This window comes from Micropruina sp., assembly GCF_047606665.1.
GTDB lineage: Bacteria > Actinomycetota > Actinomycetes > Propionibacteriales > Propionibacteriaceae > Micropruina.
Genome location: NZ_JASGEF010000013.1, coordinates 35,559 through 54,430, shown reverse-complemented (window position 1 = coordinate 54,430; position 18,872 = coordinate 35,559). Strand labels below are relative to the sequence as shown.

Below are 18,872 nucleotides of genomic sequence, written 5' to 3'. Positions count from 1 at the left end.
TGGAGCCCAGACGGCACCAGCGCGGCTGACAGCGAAGACGTGGCTGAAAGCGAAGGCTGACGTCCCCACCTCCGTGCCCATGCGCGCGGTGCATCGAGGTAGGGACTGTTGGTTGCCGTGGCAACGGTTCTGAGATCATGGCGAGCCCCACCGCTGCGGCCACTTGTAGCACGGCGTCCGGCTCAGCTGGACGCCCGCCGCGGCCTTCGACAGGCCCCGGTCACCCAGCTCGAAGCGAGTCCGAATTCAGCTGGCCTCCCGTGACGTCCCGTCCGGCCTCCCATGCTGCCCACAAGCTGGCATAGACGCCGCCGGCGGCAACCAGTTCGCCGTGCGTTCCAGTCTCGCTGATCCGGCCATGCTCCATCACGACGATCCGGTCACAGGCCGCCGCCTGGGAGAGCCGGTGGGCGATCACCAGCCCGGTCCGTCCACGTAGCGCCGCCTCGGCTGCCCGATCCAGCAGGCTGGACTGCGTCGAGCCCGCCTCGGCGGTGGCTTCGTCGAAAATCGCCAGCTCGGGATCGAACAACAGCAGCCGGGCCAGGGCGATCTGCTGGGCCTGGGCGTCGGTGAACTGGTGCCCGCCGGAGCCGACACGGGTCTCCAGCCCGTCGGGCAGCAGTTCGAGGATCGCGGCTGCCCCCGTCGCTTCGAGTGCCTGACGGATCTCTTGGTCGCTCGCCTCGGGCGCGGACAGCGTGAGGTTCTCCCGCAGGGTTCCGGCGAAGACGTGCACCTCCTGGGTGATCACCGCGGTCCGCTCGGGACGGCTGACGGTGCCGGTCTCGGGTGGGTGGATGCCGGCGATCACGGCCGCCAGGGTGGTCTTGCCCGCGCCGGACGCACCGACCACGGCCAGCTGCCGGCCGGCCGGGATGTCGAGGTCGATGTCGTCCAGCACCCGCGGTCCCCCGTCGTAGCGGAACGAAACCTCGCGCAGCCGGACGGACCCGTCCTCGGTCGTCCCGTGTTCACGGGCCCCCGGCTCGGACGTCCCAGGCCCGGACGTCTCGGCGTCCGGGATCGCGGTCACACCGACGATCCGGTTGAGGGACGCGGCCGCCGACTGAACCACGTCGACGACCAACAGCAGCTGGTTGATCGGCTCGAGCAGCCGCAGAACCAGCAGCATTGCCGCGGTCGCGGCACCGATCGTCGAGGAACCGGCCTGGATCAGCAGGAAGCCGGTGACCAGCACGGTCGCCAGCGACAGGCATTCGGCGCAGTTGAGCCGCGCGTTGAACATGCTCTGCACGGTCCGAGCCCGCGCCGCCTGGATCGCCACCCCCCATGACGCCCGCAGCACGCTGTGGTGGCGTTGTTCGGCGAGCCCGAAGCCGATCACGGTGGCATAGCCGCGCTGGGATTCGACGATCTGCTGGGCGCGGGCGCTCATCGCCGCCCGTTCCGCTCGATACACCTGGGGTCCGGTGCGCAGGTACCAGCGCATCCCGACGACGTAGATGGGCAGGGTCACCGCGAAGACCGCCGCATAGGGCCAGTCCAGCGCCACCAGGCCGGCGAGCGAGGCGAGGATGGTGAAGACGGTGGTGGTGACCGCGCCGATCACCGCGGGAGCTGCTTCGGCCACGGTGGTCACGTCATCGCTGCTCCGCGAGATCAAGTCCCCGGTCCCGGAACGCTCCACCCGATGCTGCGGGAGCGTCATGGCCCGACCCACCAGCCGTTCCCGCAGCGCGGCGAGGATGGTGTGGTAGGTCCGGGTAGCCAGCACGATGGTGACCGCGCTGCCGACCGCCCCGACGACGGCCGCAGCCACCATCACCGCCGTGACGGTCAGGACCACGCCGAGGTCGGCGGTGCCCGTTTGCACCCGGTCGACGAAGTACCCGGTGACCAACGGAAAGATCAGGCCGAAGCTGGTGCCGCCGACCCCCAGCACCCCGATCGCGGCGAGCCTGGCCCGGTGACCGCGACTGAGTCGCCACAGTTCGCACCCCGTCTCCCGTCCGGACGCGATCGGCAGCCCGGGTTCGGCCGTGTTCGTGCCTGACGCCGCGCTCATCACGCCACCGTCCGCTCCGACGCGTCGCCGGCGGCCTCGGCGGTCGCGGGGCTCAGGTCGATCACCCGGTCGCAGCAGCTGAGCAGGGCCGGCGAGGACCCGATCAGCAGGATCGACCGGCCCGAGCGGACCTCGCGCAACCGTTCGGCGATGACCTGTTCGGTGACCGAGTCCACCGCCGTGGTGGGGTCGTGCAGCACCAGGATCGGGGTGTCGGTGGCGATCGCCCGGGCCAGGGCGACGCGCTGCCGCTGACCGCCGGAGAGCCGGTTGCCGTCCTCGCCGACCGGGGCGTCCAAGTCGGTGACGAAGTCGTCACAGGCCGCCGCCCGCACCGCCGCGTCCAGCCGGTCGGCCGCATCGGACGGGCTGGTCAGGCTGGTCAGGTTCGAGCGGATGGTGCCGCTGAACAACGTCGTCCGGTGCGGCGAGACGGTGACCCGGGCGTGGTACTCGGCCGGCGCCAGCCGCTCGACGGGGTGCCCGTCGAGCCGGATCTCGACCCCGGCGGGTCGCTCGGCGTGCGGGTCCAGCAGCGCCGCAGCGACCAGGGCCGCGGTGCGGTCGTCGGCCCGGAGCCCCACCAGCTCGCCGGGCGCCACCCGATGCGGCACCCCAGACACGCGGACCTCCAGCATGCCGGCGTCCGGTGACCGCGGCGTGGACGCGTCCGTCCCCGCACCGGTCGACCAGGCCGGTGCGGCGACTCCGGAACCCACCGGACAGGCGTTGCCGAGAGCCTCCAGGATGCGCGCCGCCGAGGCCTGGGAACTGGCGATGTTGGGTATCGAAGCGCCGACGATGCCCTGGATCTGCGGCAGCAGCGCCTGGGTCAGCCCAACGGTGGCGATCAACCCGCCGATGCTCAGTTGCCCATCGACCACGAACCAGCCCGCCAGCCCGGTAACGGCGACGACGAAGACACCGTTGACCACCCCCGAGGCGCCCAGGAAGCGGCCCAGCACGGCGGCGTTCCGTTTCGCGCCGACCAGGGTCTCCTGGCTCGCCTCCTGGTACCGACGGGTGGCTTCGGCCTCGGCGCGGATGCCCTTGATCACCCGATAGCCGGCGACCAGGTCACTGGCTCGTCCCACCGTCGCGGCGAGCAGATCCTGGTATTCGCGGGTGCTCCGAGACAGCCGCCTGGAGAGCATCCCCACCAACCACACCACCACCGGCGCGCCGACCAGCACCAGCACGCCGAGCAACCAGTGCACCACCAGCAGTGAGACCGCGATGAACACAATCGACACGATCCGCGAGATCGACATGGTCAGCAGCAGGACGGCGTAGCTCAGCCGAGCCACGTCGTTGGTCATCGTCGACACCACCCCGCCGTCCGGGGGCCGGACCGTGGTGTGCCGGGGGTGTAGCACCCGGCTGGACACGGTGGCCCGGAGCCGGTGCTGCAACAACTGCAGCGCGGTCACGTTGAGCCGGCCGGTGAACCTAGCCGCCATCGTCAAGGCGATGTACACCACCACCAGGACGCCGATCCACAGCAGCAGCTGGCCCGCGTCGCCGGCGGCCAGGGCACGGTCGATCGCCAGCCCCATCACGACCGGGACCGCAGACTCGCCGACCTGCCAGGTGATCGCCAGCAGCATGGCCGACACAGTGATCCGCGGGATCGAGAAGACCACCCGGACGACGAACCGGCCGGGGGTGTCGGATGCCCGTGTCTCGAAGGGACGGACGTCGGGAGGTTCCGGCGCAGCCTGGCCCAGCACCGGCAGCCACCGGGTCAGCGGGCCTCGGTTGAAGCCGGCCGGGTCGACCCGGCTCACGATCGTCCTCGGTTTCGTTCCCGGCCCAGCGGCACCACCGACGGCGTTCCCGCCACCGGATCGGGCACCACCAGGCAGCGCAACCCGAAGACCTCTTCGACCAGTTCCGCGGTGACGATCTCGGACGGGCTGCCCTCGGCGACGATGTCGCCGTCCTTCATGGCGACCAGGTGGGTGCCGTAGCGGGCGGCGTGGTTCAGGTCGTGGAGCACCGCGACCAGGGTGTGGCCGACGTGGTTGAGGTCGGTGAACAGCTCCAGCAGCTCGATCTGGTGGGTGATGTCGAGGAAGGTGGTCGGCTCGTCCAGCAGCAGGATGTCGGTGTGCTGGGCCAGGGCCATCGCGACCCAGACCCGCTGCCGCTGCCCGCCGGACAGCTCGTCCACCAGGCGTCCGGACAGGCTGGTGGTGTTAGTGGCATCCATCGCCTGGACCACGGCCTGCTCGTCCTCCGTCGTCCACTGCCGGACCAGCCCCTGGTAGGGGTAGCGGCCACGGGCCACCAGATCGGCCACCGTGATGCCGTCCGGAGCGATCGCGGTCTGCGGCAGCAGTCCGACCCGCCGGGCCACCTCCTTGGTCCGGTACGACGCGATGTCATTGCCGTCCAGGATCACCCGTCCGGCCGACGGCTTGAGCAGCCGCGACAACCCGCGCAGCAGCGTCGACTTGCCACACGCGTTCGGGCCGACGATCACCGTGAAGGACTCGTCCGGGATGGTCACCGACAGGTCGTCGGAGACCATCCGCTTGTCGTAGCCGATGCTGGCGGACTCCACCCGAAGTCGCGCGGTGAGGGTGGTCATAGCCGCCTCCTGGCTTCGAGGAACAACAGGTAGCCCAGGTAGCAGCCGCCGATGATCAGGGTGATGATCCCGACCGGGAGCGGGGTCGATACCAGGTGCTGGGCGAAGTAGTCCGCCGCCGCGCACAGCACCGCGCCAACGCACGCGGAGGGGACCAGGGTGATCCCGGCGGTGCGGGTGAGGCGGCGCGCGATCTGCGGCGCGACCAGTGAGACGAACGCGATCGGCCCGGACGCCGCGGTCACGGTAGCGGTCAACGCAACGCCGACGATGATCAGGACGAACCTGGCCGGCCCGACCCGGACGCCCTGCGATGCGGCGGCGTCGTCGCCCAGCTCCAGCTGGCGCATCGGCCGGCTGAACCCGGCCGCCACCGTCGCCAGCACCGCGATGCACACACCGCCGACGACGACCTGCACCCAGGACGTCCCGTTCAGCGACCCGGCGCCCCAGGCGGCCGCGGCCAGCGCGTCCTCCCGGTTGGCCTTCAGCATCAGCCAGGTGTTCACCGAGGCCAGCATCGCCGACAACCCGATGCCGACGATGATCAAGCGGAAGCCCTGGACGCCCTGCCGATAGGCGAGCAGATAGACGATCACGGCCGTGCCCATCCCGCCCAGCAGCGCCCCGCCGACCAGTTGCGGGTAGTTGCCGTCCATGACCAGGATCACGATCAGGGCACCGGTGTGGGAGCCCTGCGAGAACCCGATGATTCCGGGGTCGGCGAGCGGGTTGCGCATCAGCGACTGGAAGATCGCACCGCTCAGCCCGAGCGCGGCGCCGAACAGCAGCGCCGCGGTCACTCGAGGCAGCCGCCACTCGACCACGATCTGGCGCACCAGCTTGGACTCGCCGCCGGTCAGCGCGGCAGCGACCTGGTCGAAACCGAGCTGGTAGGAACCGGTGGCCAACGCCGCCAGCACCAGGGCGATCATCAGGACGGCGAGCACACCGCAGACCAGCACGCTGCGCAGATCCACCCGGAGCCCGAACCGCTGCCGGCGCAGCACCAGCACCCGACGTCCGAAGTCGATCGGCTGCCCGTGCCGCGCGGTGCGTTCCGGCGTTGCTGTCTCCAGGGTCATAGTCCGCTCGCCTTCTTGCGCCGCACCAGGCCGATCAGCACCGGGGCACCGACGAAGGCGGTGACGATGCCGACCGGGATCTCGCCGGGCGCGATCACGACTCGGCCGAGGATGTCGGAGGCCAGCAGCAGGCTGGGTGCCAGCACGATGCTGTAGGCGAAGATCCAGCCCTGATGCGGGCCGACGAACCAGCGGGCGACGTGCGGGACCATCAGGCCGACGAAGCCGATCGGACCGGCGATGGCGGTGGCGCCTCCGGCCAGCAAGGTGATGGCGGCGACGGTCAGCACCCGGGACAGCCCCAGGCGGACACCCTGCGCCGCCGCGACGTCATCGCCGAGCGCCATCGCGTTGAGGGATGCGGTCACGCTCAACCCCAGCACCAGGGCCACCACCAGCAGCGGAAGCACCGGCCAGATCAGCGCCAACGGCCGGCCCATGATGCTGCCGGCACTCCAGCCGCGCATCTGATCGAAGGCCTCCGGGTTGGTAAGGGTCAGCGCCGAGCTCGCGCCGGTCAGCACGGCGCTGACGCAGACCCCGGCCAGCACCATCAGCACCGGCGACTGGCCACGGCGGGTCGATCCGAGCGCGAGCACCATGACGGTCACGACCAGCGCCCCGGCGTAGGCGAACCACATGTAGCCGCTGATGTCGCGAACCCCGAGGACACCCACCGCGACCGTGACCGCGAACGAGGAACCGGCACCGACGCCGAGGATTCCGGTGTCGGCCAGCGGATTGCGGGTCAGCGCCTGGAGCAACGCACCCGAGACACCCAGTGCGGCACCGACGACCAGGCCGACGATCGTGCGGGGCAGCCGGAAGTCGCGGATGGCGAACTGGTCGAAGCCGTCCGAGGCGTTCACCAGGGCATCCCACACCGCCGCCGGGGACATGGTCGTCCCGCCGACGGTGACACTCAGCACCAGCAGGACGGCCAGCGCCGCCATCGCCGCCAACAGGCCGAGCATTCTCCGGCTGGGTTCGGGCGCGGTGGCCGCGCCCGAACCCGGGTTGCCGGTGATCGTGGTGGTGGTGATCACTATTCCTTCGGCAGTGTCGCCAGTGCCTGGTCGAGCCCCTCCAGGTACTTCGCCATGAAGCCGTAGGAGCGACCCCACGGGCAGTACACCGGCTTCGCGTGGCCCGCCTTCACCGCCGGAAGCAGCTTCCAGGCGTTGGTGTCGAGCAGCGGCTGGATGCCGGCGCCCGGCTGGCCGTCGCTGCGGGCGTTGTACAGGATCAGGTCGTACTTGGCGAGCTTGCCGATCTGCTCGAAGGACATCGGGGCGCTGGCCTCGAAGTCGACGAGGCCCTCCTCCTTGACCGCCTCGGCGCACAGCGACTGGTTGATCGCGAATTGTCCCGCTTCCGCCCCGGCGAACCGGTAGGTCTCGACGATCTTCGCGGTCTTGAGGACGTCGGCGTAGTTCTGCTTGATGCTGGTGGCGAGCTGCTGGTACGTCGCCTTCTGCTGGTTCAACGTGTCGAGCAGGTTGCCGGCACCGGCGAAGGCTTCGACGCGGAACTTCCAGTCGCTCTCCTGGTTCAGGAACACCACCGGCGCGATCGCCTTCAGCTCGTCGCCGATCTTGCCGTACTGAGAGTCGCCGGTCTGAATGACGATGACGTCCGGCTTGAGCGAGGCGACCTTCTCCAGATCGATCTCGCCGCTGCTGGTGGCGACGTTGGTGGCGGCCCGGTAGGCAGCCTGCTGCTCGGCGGGGAGGTCGGCGAGGGTTCCTTCGTCGACCGCGGTGATGCCGACCGGCTTGCCGCCCATGTCCAGGTAGGCCAGCGCGGCGTTGACCAACGCGACCACGCGTTGCGGGTTGGCGGGGACGGTCACGGTGCCGTCGTTGGTCTCGACCTGGCGGGTCTGCGCCGTCGTAGGACTGGCGCTGGGGCTGGCCGAGGGTGCCGCGGCGGGGGCGCTGCACGCCGCGAGGCCGAGGGCCGTGACGAGCAGACCGGTGGCCACGGCTGTGGCACGTCGCCTGACGGTGGGGAGGGGCATGACGGGCTCTTCTTTCTCTCGGTTCGGTAAGGGAGTGACGAGTGGGGACGGGCGGTAACCGGACCGGGCTAGCTGGGCAACGGGCGGATCAGCTCGTGGATCTCGGTGCCCCAGCCGACGGTGTGTGTCGTGCTGAGGACCAGGCCGGCGTTGCCGAACACGGCGGCCAGTTCGTCCGGTGTGCGGAGCCCGGAGCCGTGCACCGCGAGGCCGAGCAGATCGGCCTCGCCGTCGTGTTCGTCCAGGTCGTCGAGGGCGAAGGTGTCCTCCACGTAGAGCACCCGCCCACCGGGCAGCAGGTTCTCCGCGGCCCGGCGCAGGGCGTGGGCGGCGTCGGCGTCCGGCAGGCTCTTGAACGACCGGACGATCAGGACGGCGTCGGCCGCCGGGCTCGGTTCGAAGACGGATTGTTCCGACACCGTGACCCGAGCGCGCTGCCGCTCGTCGGGGATGGTGTCGGGCAGGTCGCGACGCAGCCAGTCGGCTTGGGCGGGCAGCGCGCAGATGGTGATCGTCAGGTCGGGGTGGTCGGCCAGGAACTCCCGGGCCTGCACACCCGCACCGGCGGAGTGGATGACCAGATGACGGACGCCGGCCAGCAACTCGGATTGGGCGATCGGCACCGCCAGCGCGGACTGGAATTCCGCCACCCGCTCGAGGTAGCGGTCCTCGTAGTCCTGCTCGGCACGGACGTCGGCGAAGGTCCGTCCGGTCACCGAGACGTAGGCGGCTCTGCCGGTGCGGATCGACTCGGTGAGCCCGAAGATGCCGAGCATCTCGCGTCCGAACACCCCGTCGGGGTGCAGGTAGTCCACCGTCGGCTCGTTGGTCAGCACCTCGCCGATCGCTGCCAGTCGGTAGTGGCCGGGCTCGGGCTGGGTCAGCAGGTCGAGGGACTGCAGGTAGCGCAACAGCTTGCCCAACGCTCGTTCGTCGGTCTTGGTCCTGGCGGCGAGTTCGGTGACGCTGGTCACTCCGCGAGAGATCAGCTCTGCCACGTCCAGTTCGACGACGGTGCGGATCGCGATCGGCGCGATCAACTCGGTCAGGTCGTGCAGCTTCTCGAAGGGCGTCTTGGACTTGGCGGGATCGGGCATCGCGGCGTCCTCGTCCGAGGCCACCACCTCACCGCGGCGCCAGTACCCGGTGAAGTCGATGTCTTCCTTGGGGATCTGGCGTTCCTCGACCAGGTAGCGTCGCAGGTCGCGCACCGTGCTGCGCTCGCCGGCGACCCAGGCGAAGACCTGCCCCGGCAGCGATCCCGCTTCCCGCATCGCGTCGCACAGCAGGCTGGTGGTGCCGGCCTCGGCGCCGTGCCGGACCAGCCAGGTGACCTGAACACCCGGCGGCCGGCGCAGTTCCATCCGGTGCTCCAGCTCGGCGACCTCGATGAACACCAGAGCGCGCGCGTCGTCGGCGAGCTCGTCGAGCAGCCGGGCGATCGCGGGCAGCGCCGTGTCGTCCCCGGCGACCAGCAGCCAGTCGGCGGCCGACGGGAAGCTTTTGGACGTGCTCGGGCCGATGAAGTGGATCCGGTCCCCCGGCTGGGCGCGGTAGGCCCAGGTGGTGCCCACGCCGACGCCGTGCTTGACGAAGTCGACGTCCAGTTCGCCGGCGGCTGCGTCCCAGCGCCGCACCGTGTAGACCCGGGACAGTGGGCCCGGGTCCCGCGGGATGTCGAGGCCCTTCTCCTTCTGCACCGGCAATACCGGGGCCGTCTGGCCCGGGTAGCAGAACACCAACCGGATGTCGTCGTCGAAACCTGGCGAATCGAAGGCGGGCTGCGGGAACCCGTTGTCGGAGGTGAAAGCCCCCAGCTGGTCGCCGACCAGGGTTACTCGCCGCATCCCGGACGTCAGATCGACGACCCTGGACACCTGCACCTCCCGCAGAGTCAGTGGGTGCACCGTGAGCCGGCGTGAGGTTTTCGGCATGCTGAAGATCAGCCCTTCCGATCACATGGTGGATGAGGAGGCCACACGCCACCGTGGGCGAGAGGGCCGCTGTTAAGGTTAGGCAAACCTAACTACCTGTGGAGTGCGTAGATCGCCATATAGTTAGGATCAAGTTCAATCCACTTGGGACTTCTGACCATGAACGGACCCCCGGCGATCCCGGCAGCGCAGGCGCGTTCGCCGCGACGCTCGGCGTCTCCGTTGCTGCTCTGGGTGCGCACCGGCACCGCGCAGGTACGCGTCGACGAAGCGGCAACGCTCACCGTCCGTGCCGGCGAGGGCGTCTGGATGCCCGCGGGCAGCCGACGTGAGATCGTCACCGAGCCGGGCACCGTCGCCTTCCCGCTGTGGCCCGAGGTCGGCGGGGGTCCGTCCGAGACGACCCGGTTCGAGGTTCCCGAGGGCTGGCAGGACTGGCTGATCCAGCAGTTCAACCTGCAGGTCACGCCGTTCCATGGTCTCGGCTACTCCTGGGACGCGATCGCCGACCTGCTGCGGCGTCCCGGCTCACCCCCGGCCGCGATCGCGGGCCGACATCACGCGGCCGCGGCGCGCCACGACCCACCCCCGACGCCGAAGGCGGAGGTGGCCCGGGCCGTGGCCGAGGAACTGCTCCGCGACCCCGCCCTCGATCTCACCATCCAGCAGTGGGCGGTGCGGGTGCTGTCCAGCCCCCGCACCCTGCTGCGCCACTTCGTCGCCGACACCGGGCTCACCTTCGAGCAGTGGCGGCTGCGCTGCCGACTGTGCGCGGCGGTCGAGTTGCTGGCGACCGGCTACGGCGTGGACGCCGTCGCGGCCCGGGTGGGTTTCGCCAGCCGCAACGGCTTCACTCGCGCCTTCCGGCAGCAGTACGAAATGACGCCGCACGAGTTCACCAGTGCGCTCGCCGTCCGTCCTGGCGGCGACCGGGCGGTCGGCGATGGCGTGGTGCGCCGCGGCACCGATCTGGTGCGGATGATGCGGGGGGACGGCACATCGCTGGCACCCGATCTGCTGCCGCAGGTCCGGACGCCGCCGCACGCCAACGACAACCATGTGCTGAGCTGGGTCTACCGCGGCAGCGGCTACCTCGACACCGGCGATCAGCGCTACGAACGGCAGCGCGGAGACGCGACCTGGATACCGGCCGAGATCGAGCACGTGACGGTTCTGCGGCAGGACTCGGTCTCGCTGCCGCTCGGCAACGCCAGCCCCCGCGACCTGCAGTTGACCGCGCCGCTGCAGGTGCAGTTCTCCCCCGCCTGGGACGACTACCTGATGTTCTGCTCGGTCAGCGCCCGGTCGATCCTGCAACCCGACGACTACGACCCCCGCCAGATCCTGGACCTGTTCGCCGAGCAGGTCGCCGCACAGCGGGCGCTCGAGGTGCCGATGCCGACCGAGCCCCACGCGCGGAAAGCGGCCCTGCACTACCTGCGCCACATCGGCGAACCCGACGCGTCGGCGGCACACGACCTGCCGACCGACCTGCACCGGGCCTTCCGCACCGAGACCGGCATGACCTTCTCCCGCTGGCGCTACGCCGCCCGCATGCGCATCGCCCGGAACCTGCTCGCCGCCGGCGCCAAGCCCAGCGCGATCGCCCGCCGCGTCGGCTACGCCCACCTGCCGACGTTCACCGCAGCCTTCCTCCGTTTCCACGGACTCTCACCGCGGGAGTACCAGGAACGCGAGACCGCACAGGTCTGACCCCGCCCCCCGCGCTCCATAACTATTTGGCGCTCGAACTCGGCGAGCCCGAAGTAGTTGGGCGAGCGGTTGGTTGGAGTAAGGGGGTCGGCGACAATGGCCGCATGGCCGACCGGATCATGTTCGTGCAGTTGAAGACGGGATACGACACCGACAAGGGTCCGGCCTGGATCAGCGTGGTTTCCTTCAGTCGCACCTGGAACACGGCCCGATGACACGGCAAGACCCTGCGCCGGATTCCCTCCCGCTTCGACGCGAACTTCACCGATACCGAGACCGGTGACGAGTACTGGCTCTCGGGGCCGCATCGCGACCGCCGGGACACCCGGTACAGCTCGATCATCCCCACCGTCGACCCGGACGCCAAGGCCGACTACGAAGCCTTTCTGGGCGGCGCCCCGCTGCCCGGCCGGGAACACGGCTGAATCGGACGTCCCACCCTGACGAGAGCGCTGATTTCCGTTGGTCAAGCCTGTCGAGACCCCGTTGGCAACGGGTTTCGTCGAACTCGATCAGCGCGACGGCGCGGCCAGCGTCACTCGGACGGGAGGCTCACCTCGCGGAGAGAACTGAACCACCTCGTCGCCCACCCGGATCCGCGCGTCCTGTTCGTACAACTCCTGCAATGCGCTTTCAGCGTCCCCGTCACCGCGATCGGCCCGCTGCACGAGCTCGGCGAGGACGTCCCCCAAGTCGAGGTCGACCTGTCCGCCGGGAAAAGGCATGGCGCCCCAGCTGTCCCACAGCAGAAGTTCATCGCCGAAGCGGTGGGCGACATCTCTGATCAGGTAGGACAGCACGAACAGCGGACCAGTGAAGTCCACCGGTCCGATGCGAACACCGAGGTCGTCGATGGATCGTCCATGCTGCCGGTAATCGGACCACGCAGCGGCAGCCGTCAGGAAGGGAGATTCTTCGCCGATGACGATGTCGCGGGGATTCGCCACCCGGCCACGAGGCTCGGCAAGACCAGGGTCGAAACGGATCCACCGGCCGTCCATCCAGGCTTCGGCCACGACGTGATCAATCCGCAAGCCCGGGCGCAGATAGTCGGCGAACCCGACCCGGCCTCGCGCCGGGATGCCGTGCTGGCGCAGGACGCCGACCGCGAGCAGGGTCTGGTCTCGGCAACACCCTTGAACCCGCTCCGCTTCGGGCCGCGGCACCAGCAGCGAAGAACCGTGCCGCCCCTGGTCGATCTCCACGATCGCGCTGAGCCAGCGAGCATTGATGTCGTCGTTGCTGGATTCCGGCAAAGGCACCTTCGAGAACCGGTAGTGAGCGATCAGGTTCTGGGCGACTGCGGACGCGCCGGCGATGCTCGGCTCGATCTCCTCGAGCAACGCGGCATGGCGACCAGGATCCGAGTAGGACGAGTGCGCTGCGTATCGCTCGGACGGAACCGGCTGAACTGCTGTCCCGTCAGGTTCGTTCAGCGGTGGACGCATCCCTGCACGCTAGCAACTGGTCACCACGGACTGAGCAGCCGACCCGTAGGCGGTTGTTCCGCTGAACACACTCCGCTGATGCACGAAAGTGCACAACTTCGCGGTTTCAAGGCGAGTAAGGTTGCCCAACTGGACTGGTCGGGTTAGCTCCGACTAGGCATTTCACCTCGGAGCGGGCGACGGGAATCGAACCCGCATTCTCAGCTTGGGAAGCTGATGTTCTGCCATTGAACTACGCCCGCACGATCCATCGGATCGGCCCGGTCAGTGTAGCCCGAACCCCTTGCCCCGCGCACAATCGGACGCCGCGGCGTCCGGTCAGGGAGACCCCGACCCGGACCCTGGGCGGGCTGGGCAGGCCTGCCGACCGCGGTCGGGCGCGACTAGCGTCGAGATTATGAGCTACCCCGAACCCAGCGATGTCGGACCCGCGGCGGGCGGCAACCGGCCAGTGTTCGACAGCGACCGCAACCAGGTGATCGCACTTCTCGAAGCCGCCTACGCCGAGGGACGGATCACCGCGGCGGAGCACACCGAACGGATCCAGGCGGCCAAGGCGGCCGAGACCTTCGACGACCTCGTTCCCCTGACCCGCGACCTGGTCGCACTCGACGAACCCACCGCGCCGGCACCGGCGTGGTCGCGGGCTCCCAGCCAGTCCGGCGCCGAACCCGAACTGATCGTCACCCTGTTCGGCGGCACCGAGCGGCGCGGTCGCTGGCAGCCCCGCCGCAATCTCAGCGTGCTCACCCTGTTCGGCGGAACCTCGCTCGATCTGCGGCAGGCGATCTTCACCGGCAACAGCTGCGAGATCAACGTGTTCTGCCTGTTCGGCGGCGTCTCGGTGATCGTCCCCGAAGGTGTCGATGTCGAGAACCGGGTGACGGCGATCTTCGGCGGCTCGGACGTCAAGGCCACCCCGGTGATGCCCGGCACCCCGAAGGTCGTGGTGCGCGGCTTCGTCGGGTTCGGCGGCGTGGAGACGCGCGCCAAGCCCCTCGACGACCCCGACGACTGAGAAACAACCGCCGCGACGCCCTCGGCACGGACGACGTCCAGAGCCTGAGCGCCACGATTCTTCGCAGGCCCGGTGCGACCCACTCGCGCCGGGCCTCGGCACGTCCGGACGCCGTCCCACCTATGGTGAAGCCATGGACGACGCCCTGTTAGCCCCGCCCGACCAGGAGTGGCGCCGGATCTCACCGGAGTACACGACGGTGCTGCGCGTCCGGATGTTGGTGAGCGTGGTCGTGGTGGCAGGGGCGACCGCCGCCGCGCTCTGGCTGCTGACGGACTGGCGGTGGGCGGCCATCCCGGTCGCGGCCGGCCTGATCTGGGCGGTGTGGCAGTGGTTCCGGCTCGCCCGCTGGGTGCGCACCTGGGGCTACGCCGAACACGACGAGGACCTGTACCTGACCCACGGCCTGTGGTTCCGCGAACTCACCGTGATTCCCTACGGCCGCATGCAGGCGGTCAAGGTCGAGAGCGGTCCGCTGACCCGCGCGCGCGGCCTGGCCAGCGTCGAACTGGTGACCGCCAGCCTGCAGTCGAGCGCCAAGATTCCGGGCCTGCCGCGGGCAGACGCCGAACAGCTCCGCGATCGGCTGACCGCGATCGGCATCGGCGACGAGGACGGCCTGTGACCAGTCCACAGGGCCAATTCTCGGGCCCACCCGACCCGAGCGGGCAGGATCGGCCGGCGACCTCTGACGACAGTGTGAATCTGGGCACTGAACTCGGTGCCCAGATTCACACTGTCCTGCCGACCATCGAGGCCCCGAGCGAGAAGCTGGTCGAAAAGCCCCATCCGATGACCCCGTTGGTGCGGGCCTGGGTGCTGGTGCTGGCCGCGATCTGGACCCTCGGCCGCGAAATGCTCAACAGCGCGGACGGGTTCCGGCTGCCGCCGCTCACCTGGGTCACCGGCGCCGGCGCCGTGGCGCTGGTGCTGCTGCTCGGGTACGCCTACCTGGACTGGCGGGCCACCTCGTTCGTCATCGACTCCGACGAGGTGCGGATCGAGACCGGGGTGTTCACCAAGACCTCGCAGCGGATCCGCTTCGACCGCATCCAGTCCGTCGACATCACCGAGCCGTTCGCGGCCCGACTACTGGGTTTGGCCGAGATCTCGATCGACGTCGGCGCCGAGGGCGGCCACAAGCTGCGCTACCTGTCCCGGACCCGGGCCGCCGCCGTCCGCGACTATCTGCTGACGCGCGCCCACGGCGTCCGGCCTGTCGAGATCAGCCAGCACGTCCGGACCGGCGTCCTGGACGACCGCGGGGACGCCGATCAGGTGCTGGTCACCGTGCCGCCGCAACGGCTGGTGCTGGGGGCACTGTTGTCGCACGAACTGCTGTTGTTCACCCTGCCGGTGCTGCTGGCGCTCGCCGTGCTGCTGGCCCTCGACCCGGCCGGCGCCGCGGCGGTCGCGGCGAACCCCTGGCTGCTCCTCGGCCTGCTGGTGCCGGCCCTCGGCGGCCTGTGGAGCTTCGTCGTCCGCCGGGTCATCGGGCAGTGGAATTACGCCTTCCTGCGCAGCGGTCACGGTTTGAAGATCACCCGCGGACTGACCAGCCTGACCAGCCAGTCGGTCCCCCGGCACCGCATTCAGTCGTTGCGGATCGCGCAGCCGCTGTGGTGGCGGCGGCTCGGCCTCTACCGGGTCGACATGGCGGTGCTGGGCAATCACGGCCTGGCGCACGACGAGGACCAGGCCGGCACCACCAGCCTGCTGCTCCCGGTCGGCACCCGCGCCGAACTCGAGGTGGTGCTGAGCACGATCTGGCCCGGCCTGCGGCTGGACGCGATCGACGTCCGTCCGTCGCCGCACCGGGCCCGCTGGCTGCAGCCGATCAGCCACCGCTGGGTCGGCTGGGGATTCGACGACCTGGTGCTGCTCACCCGAGCCGGCTGGCTGACCCGTGTGCAGATGGTGGTGCCGCATGCCCGCGTCCAGTCGATCGCCGTCCAGCAGGGGCCGGTGCGCCGCCGGCTGGGCCTGGCCACCGTCGACTTCCACACCACACAGGTGCTGGCCACCAGCGCCGCCCGGAACATCGCCGCCGCCGACGCCCGCACCCTGCTGTTGGACGAGGCGGCACGAGCCCGGACGGCCCGGCTGGGCAGACTGCTGAACGGCCCAGACCAGCCCGAGTCGTCCGGCGACTGAGAAAGAACAAGGCCGGGCGCCGAAAAGCCCCGAAGCACTCCCGTCGGGCAGCACCAGGGCCCTAGGGTTCCGCTCATGACTTCGAACTTCGCACTCGGCATCGACATCGGCGGCTCGGGCATCAAAGGAGCGCTGGTCGATCTGACCGCCGGCGACTTCGCCACCGAACGGCTGCGGATCGAGACGCCACAGGAGTCCACGCCGGCCAACGTCGCCGCGGTCGTGGGCCAGATCGTGGACAACTTCGCCGACCAGCTCGGCGACGGCGCGATCGGCATCACCGTTCCCGCGATCGTGCAGCACGGCGTCACCCTCTCGGCGGCCAATATCCACGAATCCTGGGTGAACTGCCCGGCGGAGACCATCTTCAAAGAGACGCTCGGACGCGACCTGGTGGTGGTCAACGACGCCGACGCGGCCGGGGTCGCCGAGGTCGGGTTCGGTGCCGCCAAGGGGCATCCGGGGCTGGTCATCGTCACCACGCTGGGCACCGGCATCGGCTCGGCGATGATCCACCAGGGCGTGCTGGTGCCCAACTCCGAGCTCGGCCACCTCCAGATCGACGGTTACGTCGCCGAGAAGCGGGCCGCGGCCAGCGTCCGGACGCGCGAGAACCTGAGTTGGGAGGAGTACGTCCCGCGGCTGCAGCGCTTCTACGAGACGGTGGAGTTCCTGTTCTCTCCCGACCTGCTGGTGGTCGGCGGCGGGGTCAGCAAGAAGGCCGACAAATTCCTGCCGGATCTGACGTTGCGGACGCCGATCGTCCCGGCTCAACTGCAGAACCGGGCCGGCATCATCGGTGCCGCCTTGCTGGCCGTGGCGACGTCCGCGCACCCGGACGGTCGTCGCTGATCGTCGCCGGAGGAGGCCTGGAGAAGGCGGAGTCATGTCCCGCCGACAAGGGCGACATGCTTCACCAGCGAGAGTCAGCGCTTCCCTAACCGTACGCAATTCCACGTATGGCCGGGCCTACTCGGCGGGAGCACGATGAGTGGAGGCCACCCCTTTGTGCGGATCGAGGTACCACTCATGGCCGAGAACGAGAACATCGCCAACCGCCCGTCCGACCCCTTCGTCGCCGCCCGCATCAACGATCCGGCGGCCGGACCGCCGGCCACGCTCACCCTGGTAGGCCTGCTCGGCGACAGCGATCGTCCGGGGCGACGCCGGCTCTACCTGAGCACCCGGCTCGACTACTGGGTGGAAGTACGCAACTCCGACGTCCTGGCGGTCGAGGACGTCGGACCGGACCAGCCGCCCTTCCAGGGATTGGACGCGACCCGGCTGACCGTCGTCCGGGATGCCCAGCTCGACTACGTCCGGACGGCGGGGGCGGGAGCGGCCGACCCGTTCTCGGTGCAGCCGATGACGGCGGCGGCCCGGCCGATGGCGGCGCTCGCCGAGACCTGGGAGGCGGAATGCCCCGGCCCGTCGTGGGGGGATTGCCCGACCGACATCGGCTGCCCGACCGCGAACGAGTGTCCGAGCGGATGGACGGTGTGCAAGCCGCGCACCTGCCGCGAGACCCAGGGCGCCACCTGCCAGACCTGCGACACCTGCCGGCACACCTGCGACACCTGCCACGGCGGCACCTGTCGAACCTGCGGGGACGGCTGCCCTACCCGTGGCGACGCCACCTGCGTCACCTGCCCGACCGGGTGCGCGACCACTTGCGGCCCGACCTGCGCGGCCACCTGTCTGAACACCTGCGCCGCTACGTGCGCGAACACCTGTGCCAACACGTGCGCGGCAACCTGTGGAGCCACCTGCGGCGCGACCTGCCGGTTCACCTGCACGCCGGACGTCTGCGAGACGGTCGGGCGCTGCCCGACGTTCGCGCAGACCCACTGCAACACCTGCCGCTGCTGACCCGGCGTCCGAACGGAGGGGGACCGCGATGGCAGATCCAGACGAGATCCAGAGCCGCGCCGCGGACCCCTTCGTCCGCGCCCGAGCCGACGCCGGATCGCCCCGACCGGGCCTGGTCACCCTGGCCGGCCTGCTCGGCGACAGCGATCGGGACGGCCGGCGCCGGCTCTACCTGACCACCCGGCTGGACTATTTCGTCGAGTTCAAGACCGAGGACGTCGTCGCCGTCGAGGACATCGCCCCCGAAGCGGCCCCGTTCCCCGGCCTGGACGCTACCCGCGTCACCCTGGCCGGCGGCGCCACCCTGGACTGGGTGCGGCAGGCCTCCGGCGCCGCCGACCCGCTCGCCCACAGCCACCTGTTCGCGGTGGACGCGCAGTCGCAAGAGCAGGAACAGCAACAAGAGCAACACCCCACCCACACCTGGGAGGCGCGCTGCCCTGCGATCACGGTGGTCGCCGGCCAATCGGACCTTCTCCCTTGTCAGGGCGGCGCTCAAGGCACCGGCGGCGAAGCTGGCACCGTCCGCCAGGTGCCGACCATGGCCGGGCACACCTGCGCGACCTGCAATCTGCGGAACACCTGCAACGCCTGCACGGCGGCCACCTGCGCCACCTGCGGACAGGCCACCTGCGCGATCACCTGCAACGCGGCGACCTGCGCCACCTGTCAAGGCGTCCGCTGCGTTTCAGCCCAGGGCACCTGCCAGACCTGCGGACGCGCCACCTGCGAAGCCGCCTGCGCCGTTACCGCCGGCAACGGTGTCAGTTGCGACGCGACCTGCGCGACCTGCTGGGACACCTGCGCCGGCACCTGTCTGAGTTGCCGCGGGACGTGTGACGCCACCTGCGCCAACACCTGTGTCGACACCTGCGCGAGCACCTGCGCCGCGACCTGCTGGGCAACCTGCGAGACCTGCAACACCTGCAATTTCGCCACCTGCGGCTGCCGGGCCAGCGACCCGGCCTGGTGCCCGATCCGGGCCTGACCACAACCGACACCACCGAGG

Annotated in this window: 15 protein-coding genes and 1 tRNA gene; 7 read left to right on the top strand and 9 right to left on the bottom strand. The window is 70.0% G+C overall.

What is annotated here, in order from left to right; genetic code table 11:
• Nucleotides 1-220: 220 nt before the first annotated feature.
• The 7 genes from QM619_RS03695 to QM619_RS03665 all read right to left on the bottom strand — a co-directional run bounded on the left by QM619_RS03695 (nt 221) and on the right by QM619_RS03665 (nt 9,661).
• Complete coding sequence (locus tag QM619_RS03695; protein ID WP_415104435.1) at nt 221-2,029, bottom strand: ABC transporter ATP-binding protein; 1,809 nt, start codon at nt 2,027-2,029, stop codon at nt 221-223.
• The gene (locus QM619_RS03690) at nt 2,029-3,816 is read right to left on the bottom strand and encodes an ABC transporter ATP-binding protein (RefSeq protein ID WP_415104433.1); all 1,788 of its coding nucleotides are present in this window, start codon (nt 3,814-3,816) and stop codon (nt 2,029-2,031) included. Before QM619_RS03690 ends, QM619_RS03695 begins: the two co-directional genes overlap by 1 nt.
• Nucleotides 3,813-4,622 carry an ABC transporter ATP-binding protein gene (locus QM619_RS03685; RefSeq protein WP_415104431.1) on the bottom strand — a complete coding sequence of 270 codons (810 nt, stop codon included), beginning with the start codon at nt 4,620-4,622 and terminating at the stop codon, nt 3,813-3,815. The genes QM619_RS03690 and QM619_RS03685 overlap by 4 nt, the downstream gene beginning before the upstream one ends.
• Nucleotides 4,619-5,707, bottom strand: a complete 1,089-nt coding sequence (locus QM619_RS03680; RefSeq protein ID WP_415104429.1) for a FecCD family ABC transporter permease — start codon at nt 5,705-5,707, stop codon at nt 4,619-4,621. The genes QM619_RS03685 and QM619_RS03680 overlap by 4 nt, the downstream gene beginning before the upstream one ends.
• Nucleotides 5,704-6,753 (bottom strand): FecCD family ABC transporter permease, encoded by a 1,050-nt coding sequence (locus tag QM619_RS03675; RefSeq protein WP_415104427.1) that lies wholly within the window; start codon nt 6,751-6,753, stop codon nt 5,704-5,706. Before QM619_RS03675 ends, QM619_RS03680 begins: the two co-directional genes overlap by 4 nt.
• Nucleotides 6,753-7,727 carry an ABC transporter substrate-binding protein gene (locus QM619_RS03670; protein ID WP_415104425.1) on the bottom strand — a complete coding sequence of 325 codons (975 nt, stop codon included), beginning with the start codon at nt 7,725-7,727 and terminating at the stop codon, nt 6,753-6,755. The genes QM619_RS03675 and QM619_RS03670 overlap by 1 nt, the downstream gene beginning before the upstream one ends.
• 68 nt (nt 7,728-7,795) lie before the next feature.
• Nucleotides 7,796-9,661, bottom strand: coding sequence for an SIP domain-containing protein (locus QM619_RS03665; RefSeq protein WP_415104423.1), 1,866 nt, complete (start codon nt 9,659-9,661; stop codon nt 7,796-7,798).
• Between the two features lie 159 nt (nt 9,662-9,820).
• Between QM619_RS03665 and QM619_RS03660 the strand changes: the two genes are divergently transcribed.
• Nucleotides 9,821-11,374 (top strand): helix-turn-helix domain-containing protein, encoded by a 1,554-nt coding sequence (locus tag QM619_RS03660; RefSeq protein ID WP_415104421.1) that lies wholly within the window; start codon nt 9,821-9,823, stop codon nt 11,372-11,374.
• A 512-nt stretch (nt 11,375-11,886) separates the two neighbouring features.
• Here the strand turns inward: QM619_RS03660 and QM619_RS03655 are convergent.
• The gene (locus tag QM619_RS03655; RefSeq protein WP_415104419.1) at nt 11,887-12,579 is read right to left on the bottom strand and encodes a transglutaminase domain-containing protein; all 693 of its coding nucleotides are present in this window, start codon (nt 12,577-12,579) and stop codon (nt 11,887-11,889) included.
• A gap of 414 nt (nt 12,580-12,993) precedes the next feature.
• Nucleotides 12,994-13,064, bottom strand: a tRNA-Gly gene (locus QM619_RS03650).
• 155 nt (nt 13,065-13,219) lie between these two features.
• Between QM619_RS03650 and QM619_RS03645 the strand changes: the two genes are divergently transcribed.
• The 6 genes from QM619_RS03645 (at nt 13,220) to QM619_RS03620 (ending at nt 18,851) form a co-directional block, all read left to right on the top strand.
• Nucleotides 13,220-13,840, top strand: coding sequence for a DUF1707 SHOCT-like domain-containing protein (locus tag QM619_RS03645; protein ID WP_415104417.1), 621 nt, complete (start codon nt 13,220-13,222; stop codon nt 13,838-13,840).
• 133 nt (nt 13,841-13,973) lie between these two features.
• Entirely contained in the window at nt 13,974-14,465 is a 492-nt protein-coding gene (locus tag QM619_RS03640; protein WP_415104415.1) for a PH domain-containing protein, read from the top strand.
• A 74-nt stretch (nt 14,466-14,539) separates the two neighbouring features.
• Entirely contained in the window at nt 14,540-15,994 is a 1,455-nt protein-coding gene (locus QM619_RS03635; RefSeq protein WP_415104413.1) for a PH domain-containing protein, read from the top strand.
• A 75-nt stretch (nt 15,995-16,069) separates the two neighbouring features.
• Nucleotides 16,070-16,846, top strand: a complete 777-nt coding sequence (ppgK, locus tag QM619_RS03630; RefSeq protein WP_415104411.1) for a polyphosphate--glucose phosphotransferase — start codon at nt 16,070-16,072, stop codon at nt 16,844-16,846.
• A 177-nt stretch (nt 16,847-17,023) separates the two neighbouring features.
• Complete coding sequence (locus tag QM619_RS03625; RefSeq protein WP_415104409.1) at nt 17,024-17,863, top strand: hypothetical protein; 840 nt, start codon at nt 17,024-17,026, stop codon at nt 17,861-17,863.
• A 28-nt stretch (nt 17,864-17,891) separates the two neighbouring features.
• Nucleotides 17,892-18,851, top strand: coding sequence for a hypothetical protein (locus tag QM619_RS03620; RefSeq protein WP_415104407.1), 960 nt, complete (start codon nt 17,892-17,894; stop codon nt 18,849-18,851).
• The last annotated feature ends 21 nt before the right edge of the window (nt 18,852-18,872 follow it).